Origin of the sequence: Pseudomonas abieticivorans, assembly GCF_023509015.1 — a bacterium.
Lineage (GTDB): Bacteria > Pseudomonadota > Gammaproteobacteria > Pseudomonadales > Pseudomonadaceae > Aquipseudomonas > Aquipseudomonas abieticivorans.
The window spans coordinates 447,892-473,767 of the sequence record NZ_CP094975.1; the positions used below are offsets into that span (position 1 = coordinate 447,892).

General features: G+C 62.8%; 22 protein-coding genes and 1 pseudogene. 10 read left to right on the plus strand and 13 right to left on the minus strand.

The genetic code is table 11. The annotated features are described in order from the left end of the window. Nucleotides 1-1,395: an ethanolamine ammonia-lyase subunit EutB gene (locus tag L9B60_RS02080; protein ID WP_249675697.1), complete on the minus strand. Its 1,395-nt coding sequence runs from the start codon at nucleotides 1,393-1,395 to the stop codon at nucleotides 1-3. Nucleotides 1,396-1,410: 15 nt separating this feature from the next. Beyond that, nucleotides 1,411-2,772, minus strand: coding sequence for an ethanolamine permease (gene eat, locus L9B60_RS02085; protein ID WP_249675700.1), 1,362 nt, complete (start codon nucleotides 2,770-2,772; stop codon nucleotides 1,411-1,413). 301 nt (nucleotides 2,773-3,073) lie between these two features. Between eat and qhpR the strand changes: the two genes are divergently transcribed. Continuing rightward, nucleotides 3,074-4,129: an AraC-like transcriptional regulator QhpR gene (gene qhpR, locus L9B60_RS02090; protein WP_249675701.1), complete on the plus strand. Its 1,056-nt coding sequence runs from the start codon at nucleotides 3,074-3,076 to the stop codon at nucleotides 4,127-4,129. A gap of 843 nt (nucleotides 4,130-4,972) precedes the next feature. On the opposite strand, the gene L9B60_RS02095 is transcribed toward qhpR, so the two are convergent. The 3 genes from L9B60_RS02095 to L9B60_RS02105 all read right to left on the minus strand — a co-directional run bounded on the left by L9B60_RS02095 (nucleotide 4,973) and on the right by L9B60_RS02105 (nucleotide 7,606). Continuing rightward, complete coding sequence (locus L9B60_RS02095) at nucleotides 4,973-5,461, minus strand: GFA family protein (RefSeq protein ID WP_249675704.1); 489 nt, start codon at nucleotides 5,459-5,461, stop codon at nucleotides 4,973-4,975. Nucleotides 5,462-5,521: 60 nt separating this feature from the next. Beyond that, nucleotides 5,522-6,676, minus strand: coding sequence for an MFS transporter (locus tag L9B60_RS02100; protein WP_249675707.1), 1,155 nt, complete (start codon nucleotides 6,674-6,676; stop codon nucleotides 5,522-5,524). A 66-nt stretch (nucleotides 6,677-6,742) separates the two neighbouring features. Next, complete coding sequence (locus L9B60_RS02105) at nucleotides 6,743-7,606, minus strand: LysR family transcriptional regulator (RefSeq protein WP_249675709.1); 864 nt, start codon at nucleotides 7,604-7,606, stop codon at nucleotides 6,743-6,745. A gap of 97 nt (nucleotides 7,607-7,703) precedes the next feature. On the opposite strand from L9B60_RS02105, the gene gstA reads away from it, so the two are divergent. Next, on the plus strand, nucleotides 7,704-8,300 hold the full coding sequence (gene gstA, locus L9B60_RS02110; RefSeq protein ID WP_249675712.1) for a glutathione transferase GstA: 597 nt from the start codon (nucleotides 7,704-7,706) through the stop codon (nucleotides 8,298-8,300). A gap of 107 nt (nucleotides 8,301-8,407) precedes the next feature. Further along, a complete protein-coding gene (locus tag L9B60_RS02115) occupies nucleotides 8,408-10,420 on the plus strand; it encodes a mechanosensitive ion channel family protein (protein ID WP_249679640.1) in 2,013 nt (670 codons plus the stop codon). A gap of 10 nt (nucleotides 10,421-10,430) precedes the next feature. On the opposite strand, the gene L9B60_RS30610 is transcribed toward L9B60_RS02115, so the two are convergent. The 4 genes and pseudogenes from L9B60_RS30610 to L9B60_RS02125 all read right to left on the minus strand — a co-directional run bounded on the left by L9B60_RS30610 (nucleotide 10,431) and on the right by L9B60_RS02125 (nucleotide 12,955). Next, nucleotides 10,431-11,033: a methyl-accepting chemotaxis protein gene (locus L9B60_RS30610; RefSeq protein ID WP_438866119.1), complete on the minus strand. Its 603-nt coding sequence runs from the start codon at nucleotides 11,031-11,033 to the stop codon at nucleotides 10,431-10,433. Next, nucleotides 11,016-11,522 (minus strand): annotated as a pseudogene (locus L9B60_RS30615) (PAS domain-containing protein); the annotation flags it as partial. The gene L9B60_RS30610 and the pseudogene L9B60_RS30615, both read right to left, overlap by 18 nt. 10 nt (nucleotides 11,523-11,532) lie before the next feature. Beyond that, nucleotides 11,533-11,742: a PAS domain S-box protein gene (locus L9B60_RS30620; RefSeq protein ID WP_438866052.1), complete on the minus strand. Its 210-nt coding sequence runs from the start codon at nucleotides 11,740-11,742 to the stop codon at nucleotides 11,533-11,535. A 271-nt stretch (nucleotides 11,743-12,013) separates the two neighbouring features. Next, complete coding sequence (locus L9B60_RS02125; protein WP_249675714.1) at nucleotides 12,014-12,955, minus strand: CsbD family protein; 942 nt, start codon at nucleotides 12,953-12,955, stop codon at nucleotides 12,014-12,016. 260 nt (nucleotides 12,956-13,215) lie between these two features. Between L9B60_RS02125 and L9B60_RS02130 the strand changes: the two genes are divergently transcribed. Both L9B60_RS02130 and aroQ read left to right on the plus strand, forming a co-directional pair. Beyond that, a complete protein-coding gene (locus L9B60_RS02130; RefSeq protein WP_249675716.1) occupies nucleotides 13,216-13,746 on the plus strand; it encodes a DUF1003 domain-containing protein in 531 nt (176 codons plus the stop codon). A 54-nt stretch (nucleotides 13,747-13,800) separates the two neighbouring features. Then, a complete protein-coding gene (gene aroQ, locus L9B60_RS02135) occupies nucleotides 13,801-14,238 on the plus strand; it encodes a type II 3-dehydroquinate dehydratase (RefSeq protein WP_249675719.1) in 438 nt (145 codons plus the stop codon). Between the two features lie 7 nt (nucleotides 14,239-14,245). On the opposite strand, the gene L9B60_RS02140 is transcribed toward aroQ, so the two are convergent. From L9B60_RS02140 to paaY, 4 genes are all read right to left on the minus strand, one after another. Next, nucleotides 14,246-17,167, minus strand: a complete 2,922-nt coding sequence (locus L9B60_RS02140; protein WP_249675722.1) for a dermonecrotic toxin domain-containing protein — start codon at nucleotides 17,165-17,167, stop codon at nucleotides 14,246-14,248. Nucleotides 17,168-17,245: 78 nt separating this feature from the next. Continuing rightward, nucleotides 17,246-18,163: a transcriptional regulator FeaR gene (gene feaR / locus L9B60_RS02145; RefSeq protein ID WP_249675726.1), complete on the minus strand. Its 918-nt coding sequence runs from the start codon at nucleotides 18,161-18,163 to the stop codon at nucleotides 17,246-17,248. A 65-nt stretch (nucleotides 18,164-18,228) separates the two neighbouring features. After that, nucleotides 18,229-19,152 carry a phenylacetic acid degradation operon negative regulatory protein PaaX gene (paaX, locus tag L9B60_RS02150; RefSeq protein ID WP_249675728.1) on the minus strand — a complete coding sequence of 308 codons (924 nt, stop codon included), beginning with the start codon at nucleotides 19,150-19,152 and terminating at the stop codon, nucleotides 18,229-18,231. A 49-nt stretch (nucleotides 19,153-19,201) separates the two neighbouring features. Further along, nucleotides 19,202-19,798 carry a phenylacetic acid degradation protein PaaY gene (gene paaY / locus L9B60_RS02155; RefSeq protein WP_249675731.1) on the minus strand — a complete coding sequence of 199 codons (597 nt, stop codon included), beginning with the start codon at nucleotides 19,796-19,798 and terminating at the stop codon, nucleotides 19,202-19,204. A 234-nt stretch (nucleotides 19,799-20,032) separates the two neighbouring features. Between paaY and paaF the strand changes: the two genes are divergently transcribed. The 5 genes from paaF to paaK all read left to right on the plus strand — a co-directional run bounded on the left by paaF (nucleotide 20,033) and on the right by paaK (nucleotide 25,776). Next, entirely contained in the window at nucleotides 20,033-20,803 is a 771-nt protein-coding gene (gene paaF, locus L9B60_RS02160; RefSeq protein ID WP_249675733.1) for a 2,3-dehydroadipyl-CoA hydratase PaaF, read from the plus strand. A gap of 27 nt (nucleotides 20,804-20,830) precedes the next feature. Then, nucleotides 20,831-21,622 (plus strand): 2-(1,2-epoxy-1,2-dihydrophenyl)acetyl-CoA isomerase PaaG, encoded by a 792-nt coding sequence (gene paaG / locus L9B60_RS02165; protein ID WP_249675735.1) that lies wholly within the window; start codon nucleotides 20,831-20,833, stop codon nucleotides 21,620-21,622. Nucleotides 21,623-21,624: 2 nt separating this feature from the next. Further along, nucleotides 21,625-23,157, plus strand: coding sequence for a 3-hydroxyacyl-CoA dehydrogenase PaaH (paaH, locus tag L9B60_RS02170; protein ID WP_249675737.1), 1,533 nt, complete (start codon nucleotides 21,625-21,627; stop codon nucleotides 23,155-23,157). Next, nucleotides 23,150-24,355 carry a 3-oxoadipyl-CoA thiolase gene (gene pcaF / locus L9B60_RS02175; RefSeq protein ID WP_249675739.1) on the plus strand — a complete coding sequence of 402 codons (1,206 nt, stop codon included), beginning with the start codon at nucleotides 23,150-23,152 and terminating at the stop codon, nucleotides 24,353-24,355. The genes paaH and pcaF overlap by 8 nt, the downstream gene beginning before the upstream one ends. A 104-nt stretch (nucleotides 24,356-24,459) precedes the next feature. Then, nucleotides 24,460-25,776, plus strand: a complete 1,317-nt coding sequence (gene paaK, locus L9B60_RS02180; RefSeq protein ID WP_249675741.1) for a phenylacetate--CoA ligase PaaK — start codon at nucleotides 24,460-24,462, stop codon at nucleotides 25,774-25,776. The last annotated feature ends 100 nt before the right edge of the window (nucleotides 25,777-25,876 follow it).

The following is a 25,876-nucleotide window of genomic DNA, read 5'->3' on the forward strand; positions in this document are numbered from 1 at the left end:
TTAACTCAAGTGCGCCAGCGCCTGGCGAAATGCCGGCGGCAGGCCGTTGCCCAGGCGCAGCGTGCCCTCGCCCTGATGCAGGATGCCCATGCGTGCCAGCCAGTCCTCGAACTCCGGTGCCGGGCGCAGGCCCAGGGTCTTGCGCGCGTACAGGGCATCGTGGAAGGAGGTGGTCTGGTAGTTGAGCATGATGTCGTCCGAACCCGGGATGCCCATGATGAAATTGATGCCGGCCACCCCCAGCAGAGTCAGCAGCATGTCCATGTCGTCCTGGTCGGCTTCGGCATGGTTGGTGTAGCAGATGTCGCAGCCCATGGGCACGCCCAGCAGCTTGCCGCAGAAGTGATCTTCCAGGCCTGCGCGAATGATCTGCTTGCCGTTGTACAGGTATTCCGGGCCGATGAAGCCGACCACGGTGTTTACCAGGAATGGCTTGAAGTGGCGCGCCACGGCGTAGGCGCGGGCCTCGCAGGTTTGCTGGTCGACGCCATGGTGGGCGTTGGCCGACAGCGCACTGCCCTGGCCCGTCTCGAAGTACATCAGGTTCTCGCCCACGCTGCCGCGCTTAAGGCTCAGGCCGGCTTCGTAGCCTTCGCGCAGCAACTCAAGGCTGATGCCGAAACTGCTGTTGGCCGCCTCGGTGCCGGCGATGGACTGGAACACCAGGTCCAGCGGCACGCCGCGCTCGATCGCAGCGATAGACGAAGTCACGTGGGTGAGCACGCAGGACTGGGTCGGGATCTGATAGTGCTGGATCACCCCGTCGAGCATCTTCAGCAACTCGCTGATGGCGCTCAAGCTGTCGGTGGCCGGGTTGATGCCGATCATGGCATCGCCGTTGCCGTACAGCAGGCCATCCAGCACGCTGGCGGCGATGCCCGCCGGGTCATCCGTGGGGTGGTTGGGTTGCAGGCGGGTCGACAACCGGCCACGCAGGCCCACGGTGTTGCGAAAGCGGCTGACCACGCGAATCTTCTGCGACACCAGCACCAGGTCCTGCACGCGCATGATCTTGGACACCGCCGCCGCCATCTCAGGCGTCAGGCCCGGCGCCAGGGCGCGCAGGCTGGATTCATCGGCGGCGTCGCCCAGCAGCCAGTCGCGAAAGCTGCCCACGGTCAGGTGGCTGACCGGGGCAAACGCGGCCTTGTCGTGGCTGTCGATGATCAGCCGGGTGACTTCGTCGTCCTCGTAGGGGATCAGCGCTTCTTGCAAAAAGCGCTTGAGCGGCACATCAGCCAGGGCCATCTGTGCCGCCGCGCGCTCGGCATCGCTGCCGGCGGCGACTTCGGCCAGGTAATCACCGGAACGCGCGGGGCTGGCCTTGGCCATCAGCTCTTTCAAGCTGTCGAACCGCCACACCTGCCCGCCCACGGTATGCACAAAACCACTCATCGCCGTACTCCTGTATCAAGCCCCACCCACCAGCGCGGCACGTGCTGCGCCGCGGCTGAGGATGATTTTGCAGAACAGTGCGCCTGCAAGCATCAGGCCGAGGAAGATCAAACCAATCTGCAGGTTGAACCAGATCATCGCGATCAGGCAAACCACCGCCAGCACCAAGGCGATGGCCGGTACCACAGGATAGCCCGGTGCGCGGAAGCTACGCTCAAGGTTCGGCTCGCTGCGGCGCAGCTTGAACAGGCTGAGCAGGCTGATGATATACATCACGATGGCGCCGAACACCGACATGGTGATCATGGCTGCGGTCAGGGTCATGCCTTGCAGGTTGACCAGGCCGTCGCTGAAGATCGCCGCGATACCGATCACGCCGCCGGCCAGGATGGCACGGTGCGGGGTTTGGAAGCGCGACAGCTTGGCAAGGCTGGCAGGCAAAAAGCCGGCGCGGGCCAGGGCAAAGAACTGGCGCGAGTAACCCAGGATGATGCCGTGGAAGCTGGCAACCAGGCCGAACAAGCCGATCCACACCAACATATGCATCCAGTTGGAGTTGTTGCCCACAACCGCTTTCATGGCCTGCGGCAGCGGGTCGTTGATGTTCGACAGCGCGCGCCAGTCACCCACGCCGCCGGCGAAGATCATGGTGCCGATGGCCAACACCACCAGGGTCAGGATGCCGCCGATGTAGGCTCGGGGGATGGTTTTCTTCGGGTCCTTGGCCTCTTCGGCGGCCATGGCCGCACCTTCGATGGCCAGGAAAAACCAGATCGCGAACGGGATGGCCGCGAAGATCCCGGACAACGCCGGCAAGCTGAAGGTGTCACTGCCCGACCAGCCGCCCAGCACGAAGTTGCTGAAGCTGAAGCCCGGCGCTACCACGCCCATGAACACCAGCAGTTCCAGCACCGCGAGGATGGTGACCACCAACTCGAAGGTGGCGGCGATGTTCACGCCCACGATGTTCAGCGACATGAACACCAGGTAAGCCCCCGCCGCCGCCCACTTGGGATCAAGCCCCGGGAACTGCACGTTGAGGTAGGCACCGATGGCCATGGCGATGGCCGGTGGTGCGAAGACGAATTCGATCAAGGTGGCCATGCCGGCAATCATCCCGCCGCCCACCCCAAAGGCGCGCAGGCTATAGGCAAACGGCCCGCCGGCATTGGGGATGGCGGTGGTCAGCTCGGTGAAGCTGAAGATAAAGCAGGTGTACATCACCGCGACCATCAGCGTGGTCACCAAAAAGCCCAAGGTACCCGCCGTGCCCCAGCCATAGCTCCAGCCGAAGTACTCGCCGGAAATCACCAGCCCCACGGCAATGCCCCAGAGGTGCAGGGTGCCCAATGTCGGTTTGAGTTGCGTGCTGCTCATGTCTGTTCACCTTCAATGCTGACCCGAAAGGATGCCTGGGGGTCAGAGGCCACCCGGCAAGGCCCAGCATAACCAAGGCCATCGCGCCAAGACTTGACCGCTCAAAGCCGGTTTTGCGCCCTGCGGTCAAGTTATGCGATTGGCGCCCCATAACGGCGCACAGGTGTTTCCATGGGTATCAACCTTGTGCACGAATTTCATCAGCCGCCCGTCGCAACCCCGCAACCCTGCGGAAAACATGAATGCGGAACAAACCTTGCTTGAAATATTTTCATACACACTCGTCAGGCAGTTTCTTCCCATGACCCCCTCCCTGTTCCAGCCCGCTCCACCCTCCGCGCCACGGGCCAACAACAGGGGGGTACTGTCGGCTGCGGCCAATGGCCTGGACACCTTCATCACCCACCATGGCGGCGATCTGGACCGGGTGTTCGGCCATGCCGGCATCGACCCCGAGCAACTGCGCCACCCCACCCTGAGCCTGGGCTTGCCCAATTACTGCCAAGTGCTGGAAGAAGCCGCCCGGCAAACCGGTTGCGACAACTTCGGGCTGCGTTACGGCGAGCAGTTCCAGCCCCAGGCCCTGGGCCTGCTTGGCTATGTGGGGTTGTGCTCGGGAACGCTGGAAGAGGCGCTGATCAATTTTTCCGAAGCCTTTCCTTTTCATCAGCACAGCACGCTGATCCAGTTGGTGGACCAGGGCGAGTGTTACCGTTTTGACTATCAAGTGCGCCATGGCGCCATTCTGGAACGCCGGCAAGACGCCGAGCTGACCATGGGCATGGCCATGAACCTGGTGCGCCACGTGCTCGGGCCTAAATGGGCGCCGCGCGAAGTGCTGTTCGAACACTCCCGGCCCCAGGATTGGCAAGAACACCGCGCAGTGTTCGATGCGCCGGTGCGCTTCGATCAGGCTTGCAACTCGCTACTGATTCCCAAGCGCGAACTGACTGGCAAGACCATGCCCGGCCACGACCCGGTGCTGTTGATGCTGGTCAAGGACGCCATCCGCCAGCTGGGCGAGGCCGACACCGGCCCCGATCTGCTGGAATGCACCCGGCAACTGATCCGCACGTTGCTGCACCACGGCGAGCCGGTGCTGGAGCAGATCGCCGAGGGGCTGAACCTGACTGACTCGGCCCTGCAACGCAAACTGCGTGACTTTGGCCTGAGCTTCAGCCAAGTGGTAGACCAGGTTCGCCAGGACCTGGCCTTGCAGTACCTGCGCCAGCAAACCATGAGTATTTCCCAACTTGCACCGTTGCTCGGCTATTCGGAAACCAGCGCGTTCTCCCGGGCCTTCAAGCGCTGGTTCGGGGTGAGCCCCAGGCAATGGCGGCAAACCCCCATCAACTAACCCGCCCCTACCGGCAACCGCTCCACACCCTGTAGGAGCGGATTTATCCGCGAAAAGATCGCCGCAGTGCCTCTGGTCGTGCGCGGCGTGGCCTTCGCGGATGAATCCGCTCCTACTGGCTACCGCACCCCCTGTAGAAGCGGATTTATCCGCGAAAAGATCGCCGCAGTGCCTCTGGTCGTGCGCGGCGTGGCCTTCGCGGATCAATCCGCTCCTACTGGCTACCGCCCCCCCTGTAGGAGCGGATTTATCCGCGAAAAGATCGCCACAGTGTCTCTGGTCGTGCGCGGTGCGGCCTTCGCGGATCAATCCGCTCCTACTGGCTACCGCCCCCTCCCGTAGGAGCGGATTCATCCGCGAAAAGATCGCCGCGGTGCCGCTGGTCGTACGCGGTGCGGCCTTCGCGGATCAATCCGCTCCTACTGGCTACCGCCCCCCCGTAGGAGCGGATTCATCCGCGAAAAGATCGCCGCGGTGCCTCTGGTCGTGCGCGGTGCGGCCTTCGCGGATCAATCCGCTCCTACTGGCTACCGCCCCCCCCCGTAGGAGCGGATTCATCCGCGAAAAGATCGCCGCAGTGCCTCCGGTCGTGCGCGGCGTGGCCTTCGCGGATCAATCCGCTCCTACTGGCTACCGCCCCCCCCCGTAGGAGCGGATTTATCCGCGAAAAAATCGCCGCGGTGCCTCTGGTCGTGCGCGGTGCGGCCTTCGCGGATCAATCCGCTCCTACTGGCTACCGCCCCCCCCGTAGGAGCGGATTCATCCGCGAAAAGATCGCCGCGGTGCCGCTTGTCGTACGCGGTGCGGCCTTCGCGGATGAATCCGCTCCTACAGGGCATCCCGTCAGCGGGTGAGGTTGAGTCGTTCATGCCACTGCGCAATCGACTCCTCGGGGTAATGCTCGAACTGTTGGTCGCCCTTCCTTACGTCCACCTCCACCCACGATGCCTTCGAATCCAGTAACAAATGCGTATGTTCCGGCGGCACCGGCAGCGGTGTGTCGATGGCACTGGCGAAGGGGTGGATCAGCTCCGGCCACTCTGGGCTGAACAGCCACAGGCCGGTGCCGCACAGGTTGCAAAAGTGCCGCTCGGCGGTGCTGGCGTGGGCGCGGCTGGCGCCTTGTTCCTTCATGCGTGCGTGGTAGATCGAGATGTGCTTGCGGCCCTGTACCTTGAGGCTTTTTGCGTCGCCGCCCAAGTTGATCGCATAGCCGCCACCGCCTTGGGTCTTGCGGCAGATCGAGCAATAGCAACGTTGGTAAGGATAGGGATGGGCGCTGTCGAGGCTGAAACTCACGGCGCCGCAATGGCAGGAGCCTTCAAGGTGCATGGGGGTAACCTCCAGATCGTGGGGCTTACAACCCTAGACCCTCAATGCACACCGTTCGTTTCACACCCGCGCCAGCTTGCGCCCGCTGAACGAGACATACATCAGCAGCAGCACCAACACTGCCAAGGCGATCGACAGGTTGCTGAGGTGGGCAATAAAGCCGATGGCCGCAGGCCCCATCAAGATACCCAAGTACCCCAGCGAGGTCATCGCCGGCACGGCGACGTTCTGCGGCATGACCTTTTGCCGACCGACTGCAGTGAACAGCACCGGTACGATGTTCGAACACCCGGCCCCCACCAACCCATAGCCCACCAACGCCAGTTGCCAGCCTGGCGCCAGGATCGACAGGGCCATGCCCACGGCAGCCAGGGCTCCGCCATATATCACCACCCGTGGCCCGCCCAAGCGGGTGACGATGGCGTCGCCGGTCAAGCGCCCCAACGTCATGGTGGCCGCAAAGGTGGCATAGCCCAGGCCTGCGTAGGCGGCCTGCATGCCGTGGGAGCCGACCAGATAGACCGCGCTCCAGTCCAGTATCGCGCCCTCGGTCTGGAACACGATAAAGCACACCACCCCCAGGAACAGCACGATGCCGTGGGGCACGGCAAACAGCGGGCCGCCGCTGCCACTGCCTTCGCGCAGCAGGTGCGGCCCGGCGGCCAGCAGCGCCACTGCCGTGATGGCAACCACGCACAGCACCGCCTGCACAGCGCTCAGGTCCAGGCTGAGTAACGCCGTCATGCCCGCCGCACCAACGATCCCGCCGACACTGAACAGGCCATGGAAACCAGACATCTTCGCCTGGCCACTGGCCCGCTCGACGATCACCGCCTGGATGTTCATGGCGCAGTCGACGCCCCCGATGGCCGCGCCAAACACCAGGATCGCCAGCATCAAAGACCACAGGTTGGAGGCGATGGCCAAAAATGGCATCACCAGGCACAGCGCGGTGCCCGCCACCAGGATGACCCGGCGGCAACCAAAGCGCGAAGTAAGAAAACCGGCCATGGGCATGGCCACGATCGAGCCCACGCCCAGGCACAACAACAGCAAGCCCAAGGCGCCGTCATCCAGCCCCGCACGTTGTTTGGCCAAGGGCACCAGCGGCGCCCAGGCCGACATGGTGAAGCCTGCGATAAAAAAAGCGATGCGCGTAGAAAACTGCTCGTACTTGCGCGGCTGCGCCTGGGCATAGGTGCTGCTGGAAGACATTGAAAACGGCCTAGTCGGGGGTGTCATCGGTCACAACCTTGGCCGTGACGCGACAGGAAAGCAAGCTTAATGCGGCTCAGCCAGGGTGCGCAGCAAAGCCTGAACTGCCGGGCAGCGCAGGCCTGCTGGCGAGGCCGCCAGGGCAAACTCGCGATAGATTGGCTCGTTCAGTTCGAGTACACGCAAGCCCTGGCGTTCCACCGGCAAGGTCATCTGCGGGACCAGCGTAACGCCCAACTGTTCACGCACCAAGGCAAACGCGGTGGACCAGTCGCGCACCTCCACCCGCACATCGGCCAATGCGTGGCCTGCGTCAAGGGCGATGCTGCGGGCATTCACCGAGCAACCACCAGTGGCCAGCACGAACGGCTCGCCCACCAACGCGGCCAAGGCCACGGGGCCGGCGCCCCAGCGGTGGTTGCGCGGCACCACCACGCACCACTGCTCGCGGCCCAATGGCCAGGTCTGGCGCCCTGGGCCGGGGTTGAGTACCACGCCCAGGTCCGCCGTGTCGGCCGCAAGCATCGCCTCCACCTCGCTATCACTGGCCTCCAACGCCACCACCTGAATGCCCGGGTGGCGCTGGCGAAGCCTGCGCAGCAAAGGCGGCAACAGGTTCGCCAGCACCATGGGAAAGCTTGCCAGGCGCACCGTGGCGCGTTGCGCACCGCGCGCAGCATCGGCGCATTGGCGTATGCCGTCGAGCGCCGCGAGCATCAGGCGTGCCTGGGCCACCACTTCAAGGCCCACTGCCGTGGGCAGGGTGCTGCGGTGTTCGCGGCTGAACAGGCTGACCTGCAGGTGATCCTCCAACAGCGCAATGGCCTGGCTTGCGCCGGATTGGGTCATCCCCACCTGCTCGGCAGCACGGGTGATGTTGGCGCAATCGGCCACCGCCACCAGCAGGCGCCAGTGCATCAAATTCATCATGGCAGTAGCTGGCCTTATGGAAGAACGTTGAATCATTAATTTTACTGCAACCCTGGGCACTTGGACACTGCACGCAACCCTCCAGCGGACACCCCCCATGAAGCTCTACTACGCCCCACGCACATGCTCCCTGTCACCGCACATCGTGCTGCAAGAATTGGATCTGCCGTTCGAACTGATCCGCGTGAACAACCAGACCAAGCTCACCGCCCAAGGTGAGGACTTCAGGCTGATCAACCCCAAGGGCTATGTCGCCGCGCTGCAATTGGACGACGGCCGGGTGCTGACCGAGGGCCCGGCCATTCTCCAGTACCTGGCCGACCTGAAACCCGAACAGGGGTTAGCTCCCCCACCCGGCAGTTGGCAACGGGTGCGCCTGCAGGAGTGGCTTAACTTCATAGCCTGCGAGTTGCACGGCGGCCTGGCGCCGCTGTTCAACCCGACGCTTGCGCCGGTGCGCGAGGTGTTTATCCAGCGCCTGCAATTGCGGTTCGCCCTGCTCGACCAGCACTTGGCGCAGCAGGCCTGGTTATTGGGCGAGACGTTTGGCGTGGCCGATGCCTACCTGTTCACCGTGATGGGCTGGGCCTGCCATCTGGACATTGACCTGGCGCCGTGGCCGGCGCTGCAGCACTACCTGCAACGGCTGGCCCGGCGCCCCTCGGTGTTGGCGGCGCTGGCGGGCGAAGCCTGAGGTTTCATCGAGTCAAAACGAACTCACGCGCGATATTTCGATCAGTTCTCAGGTAACCCTGCCTGGGACCAAGGAGACATCGTGTGCAACGCCCACCCCTTCGCCGGATCCTGACGCTGCTGCCTGGCGTTTTGCTCAGTTTCAATCTGTACGCCGCCACGCCAGCCGCCCCTGCCGAGCCCAAGGAGGTGCTGGTACAGGGCGGCTTGCTGGAAACCCTCTCCAGCGGGATCGATGAGGTGCAAGACAGCCTGGCCTTGGACGGCCACCTCGCCGACGCCTGGCGCCTGCGGGCTGACCGTGCGGCCGACGAGGTCGACCAACTGGTCAACCGCCAGTCGACCCTGTCGCCCCTGGGCCTGATCGGCGACTTCGGTCTGCTCACCCTGTGCTGGATGGTCGCCTTCGGCCTGCTGTCAGTGTTGGGCCGGCTGTTGGTACGCAGTGCCGGGCGCAAACGCTTTATTGCCCGCAGGCCTCGGGTGTTGGCCTTGCTGGGCTATGTGCTGCCCTACACGATACCAGCGCTGGCCAGCCTGCCCTTGACGCTGGCGGCCAGTCACAGCCTGCCCCCCTCGGTTGCCCGTGCGCTGGCGCTATGCCTGGGCTACGCGACCAGCAGCGGGGTATTCTCGACCTCCATCATCTTGTGCGTGATCGTGCTGTTCAACGCCGGGCACAAACGCACCGCAGTGGCGATCCTGCGCCGCGAAGCCCCACGGCGGCTGTTTGTGATCGGCTTTCTGGTGGCACTGGCCGACGCCCTGACCAGCCCGCAGATCGCCCGCCAACTGGGCGGCAACATCACCGCCAGCATCGCCGTGTTCGCCGGCCTGCTGGCCACCCTGGCCTTCGCCGTGCTGGTGATTCGCATGCGCCGCCCGGTCGCGCACCTGATCCGCAACCGCCCCTTGCATCAACGCCTGCAACATCGGGCGGTGCAAGAGACGCTGCGGATCTTTTCCGGGCTATGGTACCTGCCGATCCTGCTGATGATCCTGGTGTCGGTGGTGCACTTGATTGGCGCCGGCCAAGGCAGCCAGCAAGCCCTGCAAAGCGCCCTGCTGACCACCCTGTTGCTGGTAGGCACGGTGTTCCTCAGTACCTTGCTGCAACACCTGTTTCGAAGCCCCGCCGATGAGCCGGCCCAGCGCCTGCGGCCCTACAAGGAACTGCTGCGCAGCCTGGCGCACGCCCTGGCACGCATCGCCATGGCCGTGGCCTTCATAGAGTTGTTGGGGCGCATCTGGGGTTTGTCGATCCTGGCGTTTGCCGCCAACAACTCCCTGGGCCGGGCCATCAGTGACTCGATCAGTAGTATTGGCGTGATCCTGCTGGTGACCTGGTTGCTGTGGGTGGTACTGGACACCGCGATCCAGGAAGCCCTGAAACCCTCGGTAGGCAAACGCGCCTCACGCCAGCCCTCGACCCGGGTCAAGACCATCTTGCCGATGATCCGCAACGCCATCAAAATCATCCTGGTGGTGATCTGCGCGATCACCACCATGGCCAACCTGGGCATCAACGTGGCGCCCCTGCTGGCCGGTGCCGGGGTGGTGGGCCTGGCCATCGGCTTTGGCTCCCAACAACTGGTGCAGGACGTGATCACCGGGCTGTTTATCCTGATCGAAGACACCATCGCCATCGGTGACTGGGTGGTGCTCGACTCCGGCCATGCCGGCACCGTAGAGAGCCTGACCATCCGCACCCTGCGCCTGCGTGACGGCAAGGGCTTCGTGCACTCGGTGCCGTTTGGCCAGATCAAGGCGGTTACTAACCAGTCACGCCAGTTTGCCTATGCGTTTTTCTCGGTGCAGGTGAGCTATGAGACCGATGTCGACTCGGCACTGGACATGATCCGCGAAGCGGGCCAGTCCATCAGCGAAGACATCGTGCTCAAACACAACCTGCAAGGCCCGTTGCAGGTGTTCGGCGTCGACAAGATGGACCTGAACGGCATCACCCTGACGGCGCAATTTCGCACCATCTCCGGTGGCCAGTACGGGGTGAGCCGGGCGTTCAACGAGCGTTTGAAAAAACTGGTGGACCAGAGCGACAAGGTGCAATTTGCTCAGTACTACCCGCAGTTGGCGTTGCCGCGGCCAGAGGTTCAGGCTTGAGGCGACCCGCTCAACGATCCGCCGCAAACATACTCACCGCCTCTACCGCCCGGCTGGTGCCGTCGTAGATCTGCACGATCACCTCGCCAGCCTGGTCGGCCAACTCCACGCTTTTGCTGGCCTGCAACCGGGTGGTTTCCATGCTGGCGATGGCGGCGCGGGTTTGTTCCTGGATCAGGTGGATCATGTTCGAGATCTCGGCCGTTGACCCACTGGTGCGGCCAGCCAGCGAGCGCACCTCGTCCGCGACCACGGCAAAGCCACGGCCCATCTCGCCGGCGCGGGCCGCTTCGATGGCGGCATTGAGCGCCAGCAGGTTGGTCTGGTCGGCGATGCCGCGGATGGTGTTGACGATGGCCGTGATCTGCTGGGAGCGCTCGCCCAGTTGAGCGAGTATTTGCGAGGACTCGTCGATGTTACCGGCGATCTCGCGCATCTGCCCGGCCGCCTGCTGGATCACCCCGGTACCTTCCTGGGCCACGCGGCGGGTGTCCACCGAGATGTGATAAGCCTGGGCGGCGCTCTGGCCGTCATGCTCCTGGCGGTTGATGCGCTCGGTGATGTCGGAGGCGAACTTGACGATCTTGCTCAGCTTGCCGCTGCTGTCATACACCGGGTTGTAACTGGCCTCCAGGCACACGGTCTGCCCGTGCTTGCCCACGCGCTGGAACTGGCCATTGAAGAACTCGCCCTTGTTAAGGCTGCGCCAGAACTCCTGGTAATCCTTGCTGGCCGCAAGCGCCGGCGGGCAAAACAGGCTGTGGTGCTTGCCCTTGATCTCGGCCAGGGTGTAGCCCACGCGGTCGAGAAAGTTGCGATTGGCGGTGATGATGGTGCCGTCCAGGTTGAACTCGATGACCGCCATGGCGCGCTCGATGGCGTGCAACTTGCCTTCGGCCTCATGCTCCTGCTCGATGCGCGCGGTCACGTCCACCGCGTACTTGACCACCTTGAGCACCCGCCCGCTGGCGTCCTTCACCGGGTTATAGCTGGCTTGCAACCACACACGGCGGCCCTGTGCGTCGAATCGCTCGAAGGTGTCGGCAACGAACTCCCCGGCCTTGAGCCGCGCCCACAACTGCGTGTACTCGGCGCTGCGCACGTAGGCAGGGTCAGCAGAACATCCGGTGCGGCTGCCCGATGATCTGCTCGGCGCGGTAACCCATGGTCTTTTCGAAATTGGCGTTGGCGTGCAGCACCTGGCCGCTGGGGTCGAACTCGATGATCGCCATCGAACGGTCCAGCGCCTGGATCAGGCCTAGCTGGCTGGCCAGGGTCAGTTCGAGGGCATCGATGGTCTTGCGGGCAGAGGAAAACAACATGGTGGCTTTCTCAAGGGTTATTGGGTCGCGCTCGGCCTTGAGCAAAGGGACTTTCGATAAACCGATATCAAAACGCCTTACTTGTACAAACTTTATACAAAATGAGACAAGCGTACAAGAAAAACCGCCTGGGTTAAGACCCAGGCGGTTTCAAGGTGTATCGGCAGTGAACGCGAGGTGTTTAGTGCATGAACAGGGCAATCAAAATAATCACCGGGATCGGCACACCGAGGAAAAACAGCAGTAATGAGCGCATGGTCGTTCTCCAGGTTTAACGAACGGTCGTGGTAGTCGGGGTGGTGGTATAACGGTCGCTGCCCAGCACAATCACCGCATCACGGCGACGGCCACCGTAGGTTGCGGACAGGCTGGCGAAGAAGGCACCGCACAACAGGGCGATGAACATCCAGATAGACGTCCAGGCGGCGACTTTGGTCGCAGTGTCTGCAGCTTTCTGCGCGGCGAGTTTGGCATCCTCGACGGCCTGACGAGCCTGGCCGTACACCTGGTCGACACGCTGTTCGGCCTGGGCCTGGGACAGGTTGGTACGCTGGGCAATCAACTGGGCCAGGTAGGTACGGTCTTCGGCGCTCAACTGGCCACCGTTGTTGACGGTACGGGCAAAGATGCGGGTGACGATACCGTGTGCGGCGTCATCGCTGACGGCAGCCGGGCGATCATCGCGAAACAGCGTGTCGACGAAGTAACCGAACGGGTCGTTGGAGCCATTGCTGGCGCCGGCACCGGCCGCCCCACCGATGGCGCTCACAGCCCCGGAAGCAACGCTGGCACCGGCTTGCACACCGCCACCGACCACGCTGCTGACCGAACCTACCAACAGCACGGCAGTGACCAGGGTTGCTACCGCCCACGCCAGGAAGCCGTGCGCGGTGTCGCGAAAGTACACTTCATCGCCATGCACGCTGGCCCACTTGACCCGCAGACGTCCGGCCAGGTAACCGCCCAGGCCCGACGCCACGATCTGGGTGAATGCCAACCAGACAATCGTCGAGATGCCCAGGCCCTTGGCGCTCATGCCGTGCCCAGCCCACGGCGATACCGCCGAAAAGCCGAGGCCAAAGCCCAGCAGCACAAGGATCATCGACAAGGCCGCCGCCCCCGCGGCACCTGCGAAGATCGCCGCCCAGGAGACGCCCGAATGACTCGAGGAGTCAGGCAGTACGCCATGGGTTACTTCTGCGTTAGTCATCATTATTGTGGTACTCCCGGCAGGATCGAATGGTTCGATTAAAGTGACTGCACTGAAAGTGAGTGCAGCGCACGTGCCAGTTTTACCAATAATAAAAATTGATTTAATTCAATGGGTTGTAGAAACAAGTTAAATCAGCACCATGCAATCTGCATGATTGGGTATCCCGTGTACAGGCGTAATGCATTGTTACACTTTCATGGTGGCTGCCGATAAACGCTGACACACTGATGCCATCGAGCCCGCGATCCTCTGGAGTGCCTATGTCTACCCCACCCAATTCAAAAAAGTCGGTCGTTGACCACCTGCGCTTTCACCGCGGCCACGAACACCTGAGCACCACTTTCGGCAACGATGGCTTCGCCCTCAAAGCTGAGTCATTCGCCAGGTTTTTCGGCACACCGACCTTCCTGGGTGCACAGACCTTGATCGTGGTGCTGTGGGTAATCGCCAACATCACCGGCCTGACCCACTTCGACATCTACCCCTTCATCCTGCTTAACCTGGCGTTCAGCCTGCAGTCGGCCTACGCTGCGCCACTGATCCTGCTGGCACAGACCCGCCAGGCAGCCCGCGACAAGGCCGAATCAGAAGCCGACGCGATGCACCGCGAAGACTTGGCTCGCGATAACACCGAGCGCCAGGAACGCGCCGCGCAAAACACTGCGGTATTAATGGAACTGCTCAAGCAGAACACTGAGCTCACCGAAAACACCCGGCAACTGACCGAGCGCGTCGAAACCCTGACCCGTCAAATGCACGAGCACCTGCTCAATGCACAGGCATCGTCATAAGCGCGATTTAGCTTTATTCTGGGCGTTTGCCCTACTCCAACAAGGAACCTGTAAATGTCGCACACCCTGCTGGTCCTCAACGGCCCGAACCTGAACATGCTCGGCAAACGCGAGCCCACCGTGTATGGCCACGAAACCCTGGCCGATGTGCAAGCCATGTGCGAGCGCGTAGGCACCGAGCTGGGCTTTACCGTTGAGTGCCACCAGACCAACCATGAAGGCGTGATGATCGACTGGATTCACCAGGCGCGCGGCCGCGTGTCCGGCATCGTCATCAACCCGGGCGCCTGGACCCACACCTCGGTGGCGATCCATGACGCCCTGATCGCCGCCGAGATCCCGGTCCTGGAAGTGCACATCTCCAACGTGCACAAGCGTGAAGCCTTCCGCCACCACTCCTACGTGTCACTGGTGGCGGTCGGGGTGATCGCCGGCTTCGGCACCCATGGCTATGCCTTGGCCATCCAGCACTTCGCCAAGCTGTTGAAGTAAACCCGCGTCAGCGGGTGTGCAGCCAGCTGTGGGCATTGCCAATTTCGATCTGCAGTTTTTCCGCGAATGGGAAGTAATGTTCCACCAGCTTGTCCAGTTGCTCGTCGTATGCGTTGGATATCACGCCGACTTGCTCCTTGAGCGACTTGCGCAGCATCAGGTCGTAATAGTCGGGACGTTCACTCTTGAGCATGACGTTGAACAACGAGGGGCCGGTCAAGGCGAACACCTCTTTTTCATAAGCGTTGACCGCCGCCAGGGATTGGGCGGTGGCCACGCCGTCGGCATCCTTGACCAACACCGGTCGGGCTTTTTCATAAAAGCCCTGGTTCAAGCGGAAATTCCTGCTCATTTCCTTGGAAATGGCCTTGAGCACCGGGTTGTTGGCATGACTGGCGAAGTGGCTGGCGGTGTAGCCGGCAAACTGCAGGTCGTCGAGTTGCACCGCATCGTTGAGCAGAATGTCGTTGGCCTGCGCCGGCAGGTCGCTCTGGCTGACGGATACAATACTGTCGTCAAGCTCCATGAACAGACCACCATAGTGGTCCACCAGCGGGAACCGCAGGATATTGGAGGCCGATGAATAATTACGCCCCAGGCTCTCGCAACTGAGGCGGTATTGCTCGGCATTGTCCGAGGCCTTGAACACATCGAAGAACGGGTCATCCTTGAGCAGCGACACTTGCAAGCCTGGCACCCGCGACTTCAACGAAGTGGTCACCCGTTCTATCTGTTCCACGCTCTGGACATCCATGTGCAGCATCGTGGTGTAGGTGGGCATCTTTCTCGCATTGGCCACGATATTGTCCAACAACTCTGCACCGATGGGCTCCTCGCCTATCCAGATATAGTGCATAAGCTTGGGCACCGGGGTGGTCGTGATCGGTACCGGCGGTAGCGAAGGCAAGACTATTTTCTTGATCGTCAGCGGCCTTGGCAAGTACGCCTTGGTCGCGGCGTAAACTGCATTATTACCGGTTACCCACGGGCCGGCTGCGCTCTTCCAGGCCAGGTCCGATGCCCCCAGGTGGTCCAGGCGCCAGCACGCCTGGTCGGCATCGAACACCGCCAGCATGTTGCCGCGCGGCGTGGGCACCGCGTAGCGCCCGATCATGCCGATCACATCGTCCATGGGCATCTGCACGCTGGCACGCGTCATGTTCAGCAACAGCGGATGCGGAGTCAGGCCGCCGCCGCCCTTGAGGCGCTGCGCAGGCAGCAATTGCCACTCGCCCGCCGCATCGAGTTCCACTGGCAGTGCGCCATAGAAACTGTAAGGGTTCAACGGATCGACGATGACCACGTGCTGGAAGTTGTCGATGACCCGCACCTGATAGGTACGCCTATTGATCACGATGTAATAGCCGTCGCCTTCCAACAACCAGATCTTGCGAAAACGGCCCTTCGTGCCCTGGATGTTATCGGCGCGCAAACGAATGTCTGACCGGTAGGGTTCAAGTTTGAGGTTGACCTGTTCGACAGACAACTTCGCGACGGGCACCGGCGTGTTATCCAACTCCTCCGCAACGGGTACTTCCACCGTCGGCTCCAGTTCGACATCGGCGTTGATGACGTTGGTTTCCTCTTCGAACACTTCGATGTCCTCGCCTTCCACCTCCGACAGTTCGGCCAGTTCACCACTGCTGCGCAGTAACGGCACGTTCAGCAAGGTATTCAAGGCATTGATCAGAGCGCTGCGGATGGCGGCCTTGCGTGACTCGGTTGTCTTGCCCTTGACCGCTTCGTAGGAGTTAAGCCCCACATTGAGCAGGCCAGCCCCGACCATGCTCAACGCTACGGGCCAGCTTAGGGGCGCCAACGCGCCGAACACCCCCATGAAGGCATTCATGTACCCGATCCACAACTGGCGATCCAGTTGCGCGTTGGTCGTCAACAAGTACGCCGCGTCCGCTTGCTGCTCGGCCTTGGCCCACTTGCGGGTAAATTCCATGCTGATGCCGTCGAGGGGGGTGTAGGTGTGGCACAACAAGGTTTGTCCGGCATGCCAGGGCTTTTCGGCTATCTCTGACAGGGCAAGGCGCATTTTCGCCCAGTCAGCCGATGCCTGCCGCTCATGGCGCAAGAACTGGCTGATGAAACGGTCGGCCAATTTCGGATTCCCCGCCTTGGCCTGCACCCAGGCATACATCTGCTGCTCATTGTCAAAAACCTGGAAAGTCTTGACATGGCGGGGGCAGTAAAGAATCTGCCGCCCCGTATCGGCCACCATGCGCATGATGCTGATGGCAGCGTAGTCGCCGATTTGAAACGTACGCAGGCTATCGGGTTGCGCTGAACGGCCGCTCAGGTTCAGCAACTGGCTGGGGGTAAACGGATGGTTGAGGTCGGCAATCACCACGCTGTAGACCAGCAGGAAATCTTCGGCCAGGAACGCTCCCTCCCTGAACTGACGTACCGCGGCATCGAGCATGGCCATCTTGCACAGCGCACTGTAGAACTCGCCCTGAGTAAGCCAGAAGTCATCGATGACCTTCTGGTAGGTCTTGGCAAATTCATGTTCCCAGAGGTACGCCTGCACGTCGGCGGCCAACAGGCGCACTTCATTGCTCTCATCAAACAGGGTATGCGTTGAGTCGTCGGTGTAAAAGCCGGACCACAGGTTCAGATCATCGATCCCCATCTGCTCCTTGGCCTTGAAACGCTTGATGACTAACTCCACCAACGTCATTGACTCGATCGGGTAACCGTCGTGCATCCAACCGTTATAGGTCTTTGTACTGCCCTGGCCTGAATCGAAACGATGCCAATAAATCTTGTTTGGATCGGTGTCCAGATCAGTGTGCAAGGCCAGGATTTCCCGGGCCACGTCGGTGGCGACACTATGGATGTCGGGAAACTCATCGACCCATTGGGTGATTTTATCGACCAGACTATCGAAGGAAACCTGGAGGGGCTGTTGTACTGTCATGGTAACTACCTGTGTTGAGTGAAGGCACAGGTTAAGCGCCATTGCAGCCTGGCTTGCGCTACATGTGTAATGCGCCTGTCAGGCGCTGAAGCGTTTGCGGTACTCACCCGGGCTAATGCCAAACCGATGTTTGAACGCCGTGGAAAAATAGCTCGAATCAGAGAATCCCCAATCGTAGCCCAGCGCCGAAAGCTTGTGCTCGCAACCTGGCTGGCGCAGGGTTTCGGCGCAGCGCTCCAAGCGCTGGTGCTTGATGTACTGCGCCACTACCAGGCCCTTTTTCGAAAACATGCGGTAAAGGCCGCGCACCGAGACGCCCACTTCGCGCGCCAGCAGGTCGGGGCATAGCGCATCGCTGCGAAGGTGTTCTTCGATGAACGCCAGGCTTCTGCGGAACAAGCGCTCGTGCGGGTCGCTCGCCTCTTGCTGATGGGTCAGGGCTGGGCGTAACAGGCTGACAACGGCGTCCAGGACCGCCTCGCTTTCTACCTGGCTCAATGGACCCTGCTGCGCCGCCTCCAGGATCAGGCCATGGGATAACCGCGCGATCGGTAACTGCGCGCCGATGGTCTGGCCGCACTGCACGGAGCCAAAGCGCGCCGCCTGGTTGAGCACCGCATGGGGCAGGATCAGTGAAAGCTGCCGGGAGTTTTGCCCGTACGTAAAATCACAAGGCCGGGACGCGTCGATCAAGGTGATATCGCCTTTCGCCAACCGCGCGCGCGCTTCGCCCTGGGCCATTTGTGCCTGGCCTTCCAACTGGAACACGGCGAAATACTTGCGGCCATCGGCGGCGCTGGCCAAGCGTTGCGTGCGATATAAGCGGGCATGGCTGGCGTCCACGAAGCTCATTTTCAGTGCACCGCGCTCGAACCCACGAATGCCCCCCGCGAAATCATCGGCCAACGGCTGGGCCTCGAAAGCCCCGCAGATTTGGTTGATGCTGTGCAGCCAATGTTCGAAGCCCTGGCTGCCCGGTACCTGTGCCGTATTCATGACCTGCCTCACATGCGCATGTATTGTTATTGTCTACGCCTTGCGCCGAGCACTTGGCTGGCGGCTCAGTCGAGCCCGCCGAAACGCCGGTAAAAGCCCTCCCCCACTTCAGGCAACGGCCCGTCGGCGGTTTCCATGGTAGCGCTCAACCACTGCTCGGCCCTGGCGTAGATCAACCGGTAGATATTGCGGCACAACTGGCGTGCGGCGCGGCCCTCCCAGTCGCTCGGCAACAATTCGTCGGGCAGTTGCGGGTCGCGCAGCAGCAACTTGCGATACTCATGAATCAGCAAGATACGCGCCAGGAAGCAGTCTTGCGGTTGCAGTTGCTCCTGCTCGCGCAGGGCCTGCCAGAGCGGGCGGAACAGCTGGATGAACTCGCTGTAGTGCACGGCCAGCTCGTCCAGGCTCCAGCTTTCCTTGACTTGCGTGCGCAAGGCCTTGGAGGCCAGCGCATCTTGGGCGGTGGTCTCGAACACGAGGGTATCCTCCAGCACGCCCAACTCGGCCAGGGTGGCATTGAGGTCGGCGCGCTCGTAACGCGGGCAAGCCAACAGCGCCGGGGTGACCACGCCGAAGCCTTGCCACTCTAATTCTTCACGCACCAGCTTGCGTTTTTCCGCGCTCAACTGGGTGCCCAGCACCAGGCACCAGGAGCCGTCCCAGGCCGGCAGCGTGCTGCTGTAGACACGCTTGAAGGCCTTGTCGAAACGCCGCCGGCCGGTGCCGGTCAGGCTGTAATCGCTACGCCGGCCGACCTTTTCAGCGGTCAGCCAGTTTTCCTTGGTCAGGCGGAAGATCGAGGTACGGATCAGCCGTTCGTTGATGCCCATGGGTTCGAGCAACTGGATCAGGCTGCCCAGCCACACCGTGCCGCCGTGGGGCTCGATGGCATCGCCGTACAGGGTGATGATCAGGGAACTGGCGCGGATCGGCGTTTGCTGCTGGAAGCGGGTGATCAGATGGTTCAAGGGCGCAAGCGACGACATGGAGTTTCCGTACGCAAAAAAAAGGGAATATACCGCACACACCGACGGCTTAGCAGCTGACGGGCTTGGGCCTGAAGCCGTCGTCGCTCAAGCGAGGCCGGTCGGCCTCCACTTCGCGCAACGGCAGGCACTCGACCAGGCTGGCCAGGCAGCGCTGTGCCAGTGCCTGGTATTGCCGCGTGCCAGCCTGCTTCCAGGCCACTTCCTCATCACGCAGGCTACGCTTGACGGTGGCCGGCGAGCCCATCACCAGTGACTGCTCCTGGCAGCGAAAGCCGGCTTTGACGAAGGCCGCCGCCGAAACAAAACTGCGCGGCGCAATGTGCGCGTTGTCCATCACCACCGCGTTCATGCCCACCAGCGCATCGGCGCCAATGCGGCAACCGTGCAGCACCGCGCCGTGGCCGATGTGGCCGTTACGCTCGACCACCGTGTCGCTGTCGGGAAAGCCATGCATCACGCAGGTGTCCTGCAGGTTGGCACCCTCGTGCAGCACGATGCGGCCGAAATCGCCGCGCAGGCTGGCCAGCGGGCCGACATAACAGTGGGGGCCAATGATGACGTCGCCGATCAGCACGGCGGTGGGGTGCACATAGGCAGTGGGGTGTACCACCGGGGTGAGGCCCTCAAGGCTGTAGCAGGTCATTGCACCCTCCAGCGGAAATAAATTTATTTTTGTATTTATCTTGTATCACATAAATGGCAGACATAAAAGGCCTTATATCCCCGTAAATACTCGAATAAAAAGCTTTAATAACAGGTCACACAAAAATTATAGACACCATTTTTTACTTTTACAAAGCTTGTTCTGTATCGCATTGTGCGTATACTCGGGCAAAACGGCCCAACCGCCAACAACAACAAAATGAGGAGTGCCGTCATGCCGCACACCCTTGCCGTGCAAACGCTGGATCAGGTGCGCCTGATCAGCCTGCAGCGCCCGCAAGCGCTCAACGCCTTGAACACCCAGTTGCTGGGTGAACTGGCCGACGCCCTGGCCGAGGCCGAAACCGACCCCGGCATCGGCGCCGTGGTGATCACCGGCAGCGCTCGTGCATTCGCCGCCGGTGCCGACATCGCCGAAATGGCCCAGCGCGACCTGGTGGGCATGCTAGATGACCCGCGCCAAGCTTCTTGGCAGCGCATCACCGCCTTCAAGAAACCACTGGTGGCCGCCATCAACGGCTATGCCCTGGGCGGCGGCTGCGAGTTGGCGATGCACGCCGACATCCTGATCGCCGGCAGCGATGCCCTGTTCGGCCAACCTGAAATCAACCTGGGGATCATGCCCGGCGCCGGTGGCACCCAACGGCTGCTGCGCGCGGTGGGCAAGTCGATGGCCATGCAGATGGTGCTCACCGGCGAGCCGATCAGCGCGCGCCAGGCCCAGCAAGCGGGCCTGGTGAGTGAGGTCACCCAGCCGGAACTGACCGTGGAACGCGCCCTGCAGATCGCCCACGCCATCGCCGCCAAAGCGCCGCTGGCCGTGCGCCTGGCCAAGGAAGCGCTGCTCAAGGCCATGGACACGGACCTGGCCAGCGGCCTGCGTTTCGAGCGCCATGTCTTCACCCTGCTGGCCGGCACCCAGGACCGTGAAGAAGGCATCCGCGCCTTCCAGGAAAAACGCCGCGCCAGCTTCACCGGCCACTGAATCCCCTACCCCAGAGCGACCGACACCATGACGTTCGAGCACATCCTGTTTACCATCGAGGCCGGCGTTGCCACCCTCAGCCTGAACCGCCCCGAGCAACTCAACAGCTTCAACGCCAAGATGCATGGCGAGGTGCGCGAGGCGCTCAAGCACGTGCGCCAGGACGCCGAGGTGCGCGTTTTGCTGCTCACCGGTGAAGGTCGCGGCTTTTGCGCAGGCCAAGACCTGGCCGACCGCAACGTGGCGCCGGGCAGTGAAGCGCCGGATTTGGGCGAGTCGATCGAGCAGTTCTACAACCCGCTGATTCGCGCCTTGCGCGACCTGCCGATGCCGGTCATCTGCGCGGTCAACGGCGTGGCCGCCGGCGCCGGGGCGAATATCCCGCTGGCGTGCGACCTGGTGCTGGCCGCCCGCTCGGCCAGCTTTATCCAGGCATTCTGCAAGATCGGCCTGGTGCCTGATTCCGGCGGCACCTGGAGCCTGCCGCGATTGGTGGGCATGGCCAGGGCCAAGGCACTGGCGCTGCTGGGCGAGCGTTTGAGCGCCGAGCAAGCCGTGGAATGGGGGCTGATCTACCGCTGCGTCGACGACGTCGATTTGCGCGACGAGGCATTGAAACTGGCCCGCCACCTGGCCACCCAGCCGACCTATGGCCTGGCACTGATCAAGCGCAGCCTGAACGCCAGCTTCAACAACAGTTTCGAGGAGCAGCTTGAACTGGAAAAGGACCTGCAACGCCTGGCCGGGCGCAGCGAAGACTACCGCGAAGGCGTCAGCGCCTTCATGGCCAAACGCACCCCCTCCTTCAAGGGCCGCTGAACATGAGCGCACTGGATCGTAGCGCTATCGTCGCGGTGATCGGCGCCGGCGCCATGGGCGCCGGCATCGCCCAGGTCGCCGCACGCGCCGGGCACCCGGTGGTGTTGCATGACAACCGCCAAGGCGCTGCACGCGCAGCCATCGCCGGTATCGACACGCAATTGGCCAAGCGGGTGGCCGCCGGCAAACTCGACGCAGCCGCCCACCAAGCCTGCCTTGCCAACCTGAGTGCGGCCAACGGCCTGCAGGACTTGGCGGGCGCAAGCCTGGTGATCGAAGCCATTGTCGAGAACCTGGCGGTCAAGCGCGCATTGTTTGCCGAACTTGAATGCCTGTGCCGCGCCGACTGCATCCTGGCCAGCAACACCTCGTCGCTGTCCATCACTACCCTGGCCGCCGAACTCCAGCACCCCGAACGCTTGCTGGGCCTGCACTTTTTCAACCCGGCACCGGTCATGGCCCTGGTGGAAGTGATCAGCGGCCTGGCCAGCGACCCGGCACTGGCGCGCACCCTACACGCCACCGCCAAGGCCTGGGGCAAAAAACCGGTGCTGGCGCGCTCCACCCCAGGCTTCATCGTCAACCGCGTGGCCCGGCCGTTCTATGCTGAAAGCCTGCGCCTGCTGCAGGAAGGCGCCGCCGACTGCGCCACCCTCGACGCCCTGCTACGTGAGGCGGGCGGCTTTCGCATGGGCGCCTTCGAGCTGACCGACCTGATCGGCCACGACGTCAATTACGCGGTGACCTGCTCGGTGTTCGACGCCTATTACCACGACATGCGCTTCCAGCCCTCGCTGATCCAGAAAGAGTTGGTGGACGCCGGCCATCTGGGGCGCAAAAGCGGGCGCGGTTTTTATGATTATCGCGAAGGCGCCCAACGCCCTGCGGTGCAAACCTTGAACAGCGATGCGCTGATCGACTGCGCAGTGGTCGAGGGTGACCTGGGCGTTCTGGCGCCGCTGCTCGAACGCCTGGGCGCCAGCTGCATCGACCTGACCGTCCGCGCTGGCAACGGCCTGCTGCGCGTGGGTGAGGCGGTGCTGGCCCTGAGCGACGGCCGCCTGGCCAGCCAACGCGCTCGCGAAGACGGCTTGGCCAACCTGATCTTGCTGGACCTGGCCCTGGACTACCGCAGCGCCACACGCCTGGGCATCAGTTGGGCGCAAGGCACCGCCCAAGCCGCCATCGACCAGGCCGTGGCCGTGCTCGCCCGTGCGGGCATCAGCGCCAGCGCCCTGAGCGACACCCCGGGCCTGTGCGTGCTGCGTACCGTGGCCATGCTCGCCAACGAAGCCGCCGACGCCCAGTTACAAGGCGTGGCCAGCGCCGCCGACATCGACCTGGCCATGTGCGCCGGGGTCAACTACCCCCTGGGCCCGCTGGCCTGGGCGCACGCCATCGGCACCGGCAGCGTCGTCACGGTGCTGCAACACCTGCAAGCAGCCTATGGCGAGGAGCGCTACCGCCCCTCCCTGCAATTGCGCCGCTCACTCACCGCCAACACCTTGCTTGCCCCGGAGACTTCCCATGAATGACGCCCTGATCATCGATGCCGTGCGCACCCCCATCGGCCGCTATGGCGGCGCCCTCAGCAGCGTGCGCGCCGACGACCTGGGCGCTGTGCCGTTGCGCGAACTGCTCAAGCGCCACCCACAGGTGGACTGGAGCCAGGTCGACGACGTGGTCTACGGTTGCGCCAACCAGGCTGGCGAAGACAACCGCAACGTCGCGCGCATGTCGGCGTTGCTGGCCGGCCTGCCGGTCAGCGTGCCAGGCACCACGGTCAACCGCCTGTGCGGTTCGGGGCTGGACGCCATCGGTAGCGCCGCGCGGGCGATCCGCTGCGGTGAAGCCGGTCTGATGCTGGTGGGCGGCGTGGAGTCGATGTCCCGCGCGCCGCTGGTCATGGGCAAGGCCGAGACGGCGTTTTCGCGCCAGGCCGAACTGTTCGACACCACCATTGGCTGGCGCTTCGTCAACCCGCTGATGCAACAGCAATACGGCATCGACTCAATGCCCGAGACCGCCGAAAACGTTGCCGAGCAGTTCAACATCTCCCGCGCCGACCAGGACGCCTTTGCCCTGCGCAGCCAGCACAAGGCCGCTGCGGCCTGCACCAATGGCCGCCTGGCGCGGGAAATCGTCGCGGTCCACATCGCCCAGCGCAAGGGCCCGGCACAGGTCGTGGAGCATGATGAGCACCCACGTGGCGACACCACCCTTGAGCAATTGCAAAAGCTCGGCACGCCGTTCCGTAAAAACGGCAGCGTGACCGCCGGCAATGCCTCGGGCGTTAACGACGGCGCCTGCGCCCTGCTGCTGGCAAGCGCCGAACAGGCCCGGCGTCACGGCTTGAAGGCCCGCGGCAAGGTGGTGGCCATGGCCACCGCCGGGGTAGAGCCCAGGATCATGGGCATCGGCCCGGTACCGGCCACGCGCAAGGTACTGGAACTGGCCAACCTGAGCCTGGCCGACATGGACGTGATCGAACTCAACGAAGCCTTTGCCGCCCAGGGCCTGGCAGTGTTGCGCGAGCTTGGCCTGGCCGACGACGACCCGCGCGTGAACCCCAATGGCGGTGCCATCGCCCTGGGCCACCCCCTTGGCATGAGCGGCGCACGCCTGGTGACCACCGCCCTTTGCGAACTGGAACAGCGCCAAGGCCGCTACGCGCTGTGCACCATGTGCATCGGCGTGGGCCAAGGCATCGCGATGGTGATCGAGCGCCTGTAAACCAGAGAATCGCACTGGCCAAGGCCCTCGGGTTTATCCTTGGCCTCATGCACTCAAGCCCGCCCCCCCCTGCGCGCTGAAACAAAAATAATTCGAGTGAAATCATGAATATGCAACTGTCAAACAGCGCCGTGCTAGACCCCATGGAAACCGCCAGCCTCGACGAGCTGCGCCAGCACCAACTGCAGCGCCTGCGCTGGAGCCTGAACCACGCCTATGCCAACGTACCGCTGTACCGCCAGCGCTTCGCCGAGCACGACGTGCACCCCGACGACATCACGTCGCTGGACGATTTGGCCCGCCTGCCCTTCACCACCAAGGCTGACCTGCGCGAGAACTACCCCTACGGCATGTTCGCCGTGCCGATGCACGACGTGGTGCGCCTGCACGCCTCCAGCGGCACCACCGGCAAACCGACCGTGGTGGGTTATACCCAGAACGACATCGACACCTGGGCCAACGTGGTGGCACGTTCCATCCGTGCCGCCGGCGGGCGCAAGGGCGACAAAGTGCACATATCCTATGGCTACGGCTTGTTTACCGGTGGCCTGGGCGCCCACTACGGCGCCGAGCGCCTGGGCTGCACGGTGATCCCGATGTCCGGCGGGCAAACCGAAAAGCAGGTGCAACTGATCCGTGATTTCCAACCGGACATCATCATGGTCACGCCCTCCTACATGCTCAACCTGGCCGATGAGATCGAGCGCCAAGGCATCGACCCGCACAGCCTGGCGCTGCGCCTGGGCATCTTCGGTGCCGAGCCGTGGACCGCTGAACTGCGCAAGGCCATCGAAACCCGCCTGGGGATCACCGCCCTGGACATCTACGGCCTGTCAGAAATCATGGGCCCGGGCGTGGCCATGGAATGTGCCGAAACCAAGGATGGCCCGACGATCTGGGAGGACCACTTCTACCCCGAGATCGTCGACCCGGTCACCGGCGCGGTACTGCCTGACGGGCAAATGGGCGAGCTGGTGTTTACCTCCCTGAGCAAGGAGGCGCTGCCGATGATCCGCTACCGCACCCGCGACCTGACCCGCCTGCTGCCCGGCACCGCGCGCCCCATGCGGCGCATCGACAAAATCACCGGGCGCAGCGACGACATGCTGATCATCCGCGGCGTCAACGTATTCCCCACCCAGGTGGAGGAACAGGTGCTGAAGGTGTCGCAGTTGTCCGAATGCTATGAGATGCACCTGTATCGCAATGGCAACCTGGACAGCGTCGACGTGCACGTGGAACTGCGCGCCGAGCACCAGGGCTTGAACGAGGCGCAGCAGAAGGCGGTGTGTGCCGAACTAAGCCGGCACATCAAGACTTATATCGGCATCAGCACGCGCATCGTGTTGCAGCCCCTGTTCTCGATCAAGCGGTCCGAGGGCAAGGCCTGCCATGTGATCGACAAGCGCAACCCGGCCTGAAAGCGGCGCTCACCCCGGGAAAGCATTCGATACGAAAATCAATTACGACACTATTTTTTATGTTTGATATTTATTTGTGTATCACTTATAAATAACACCA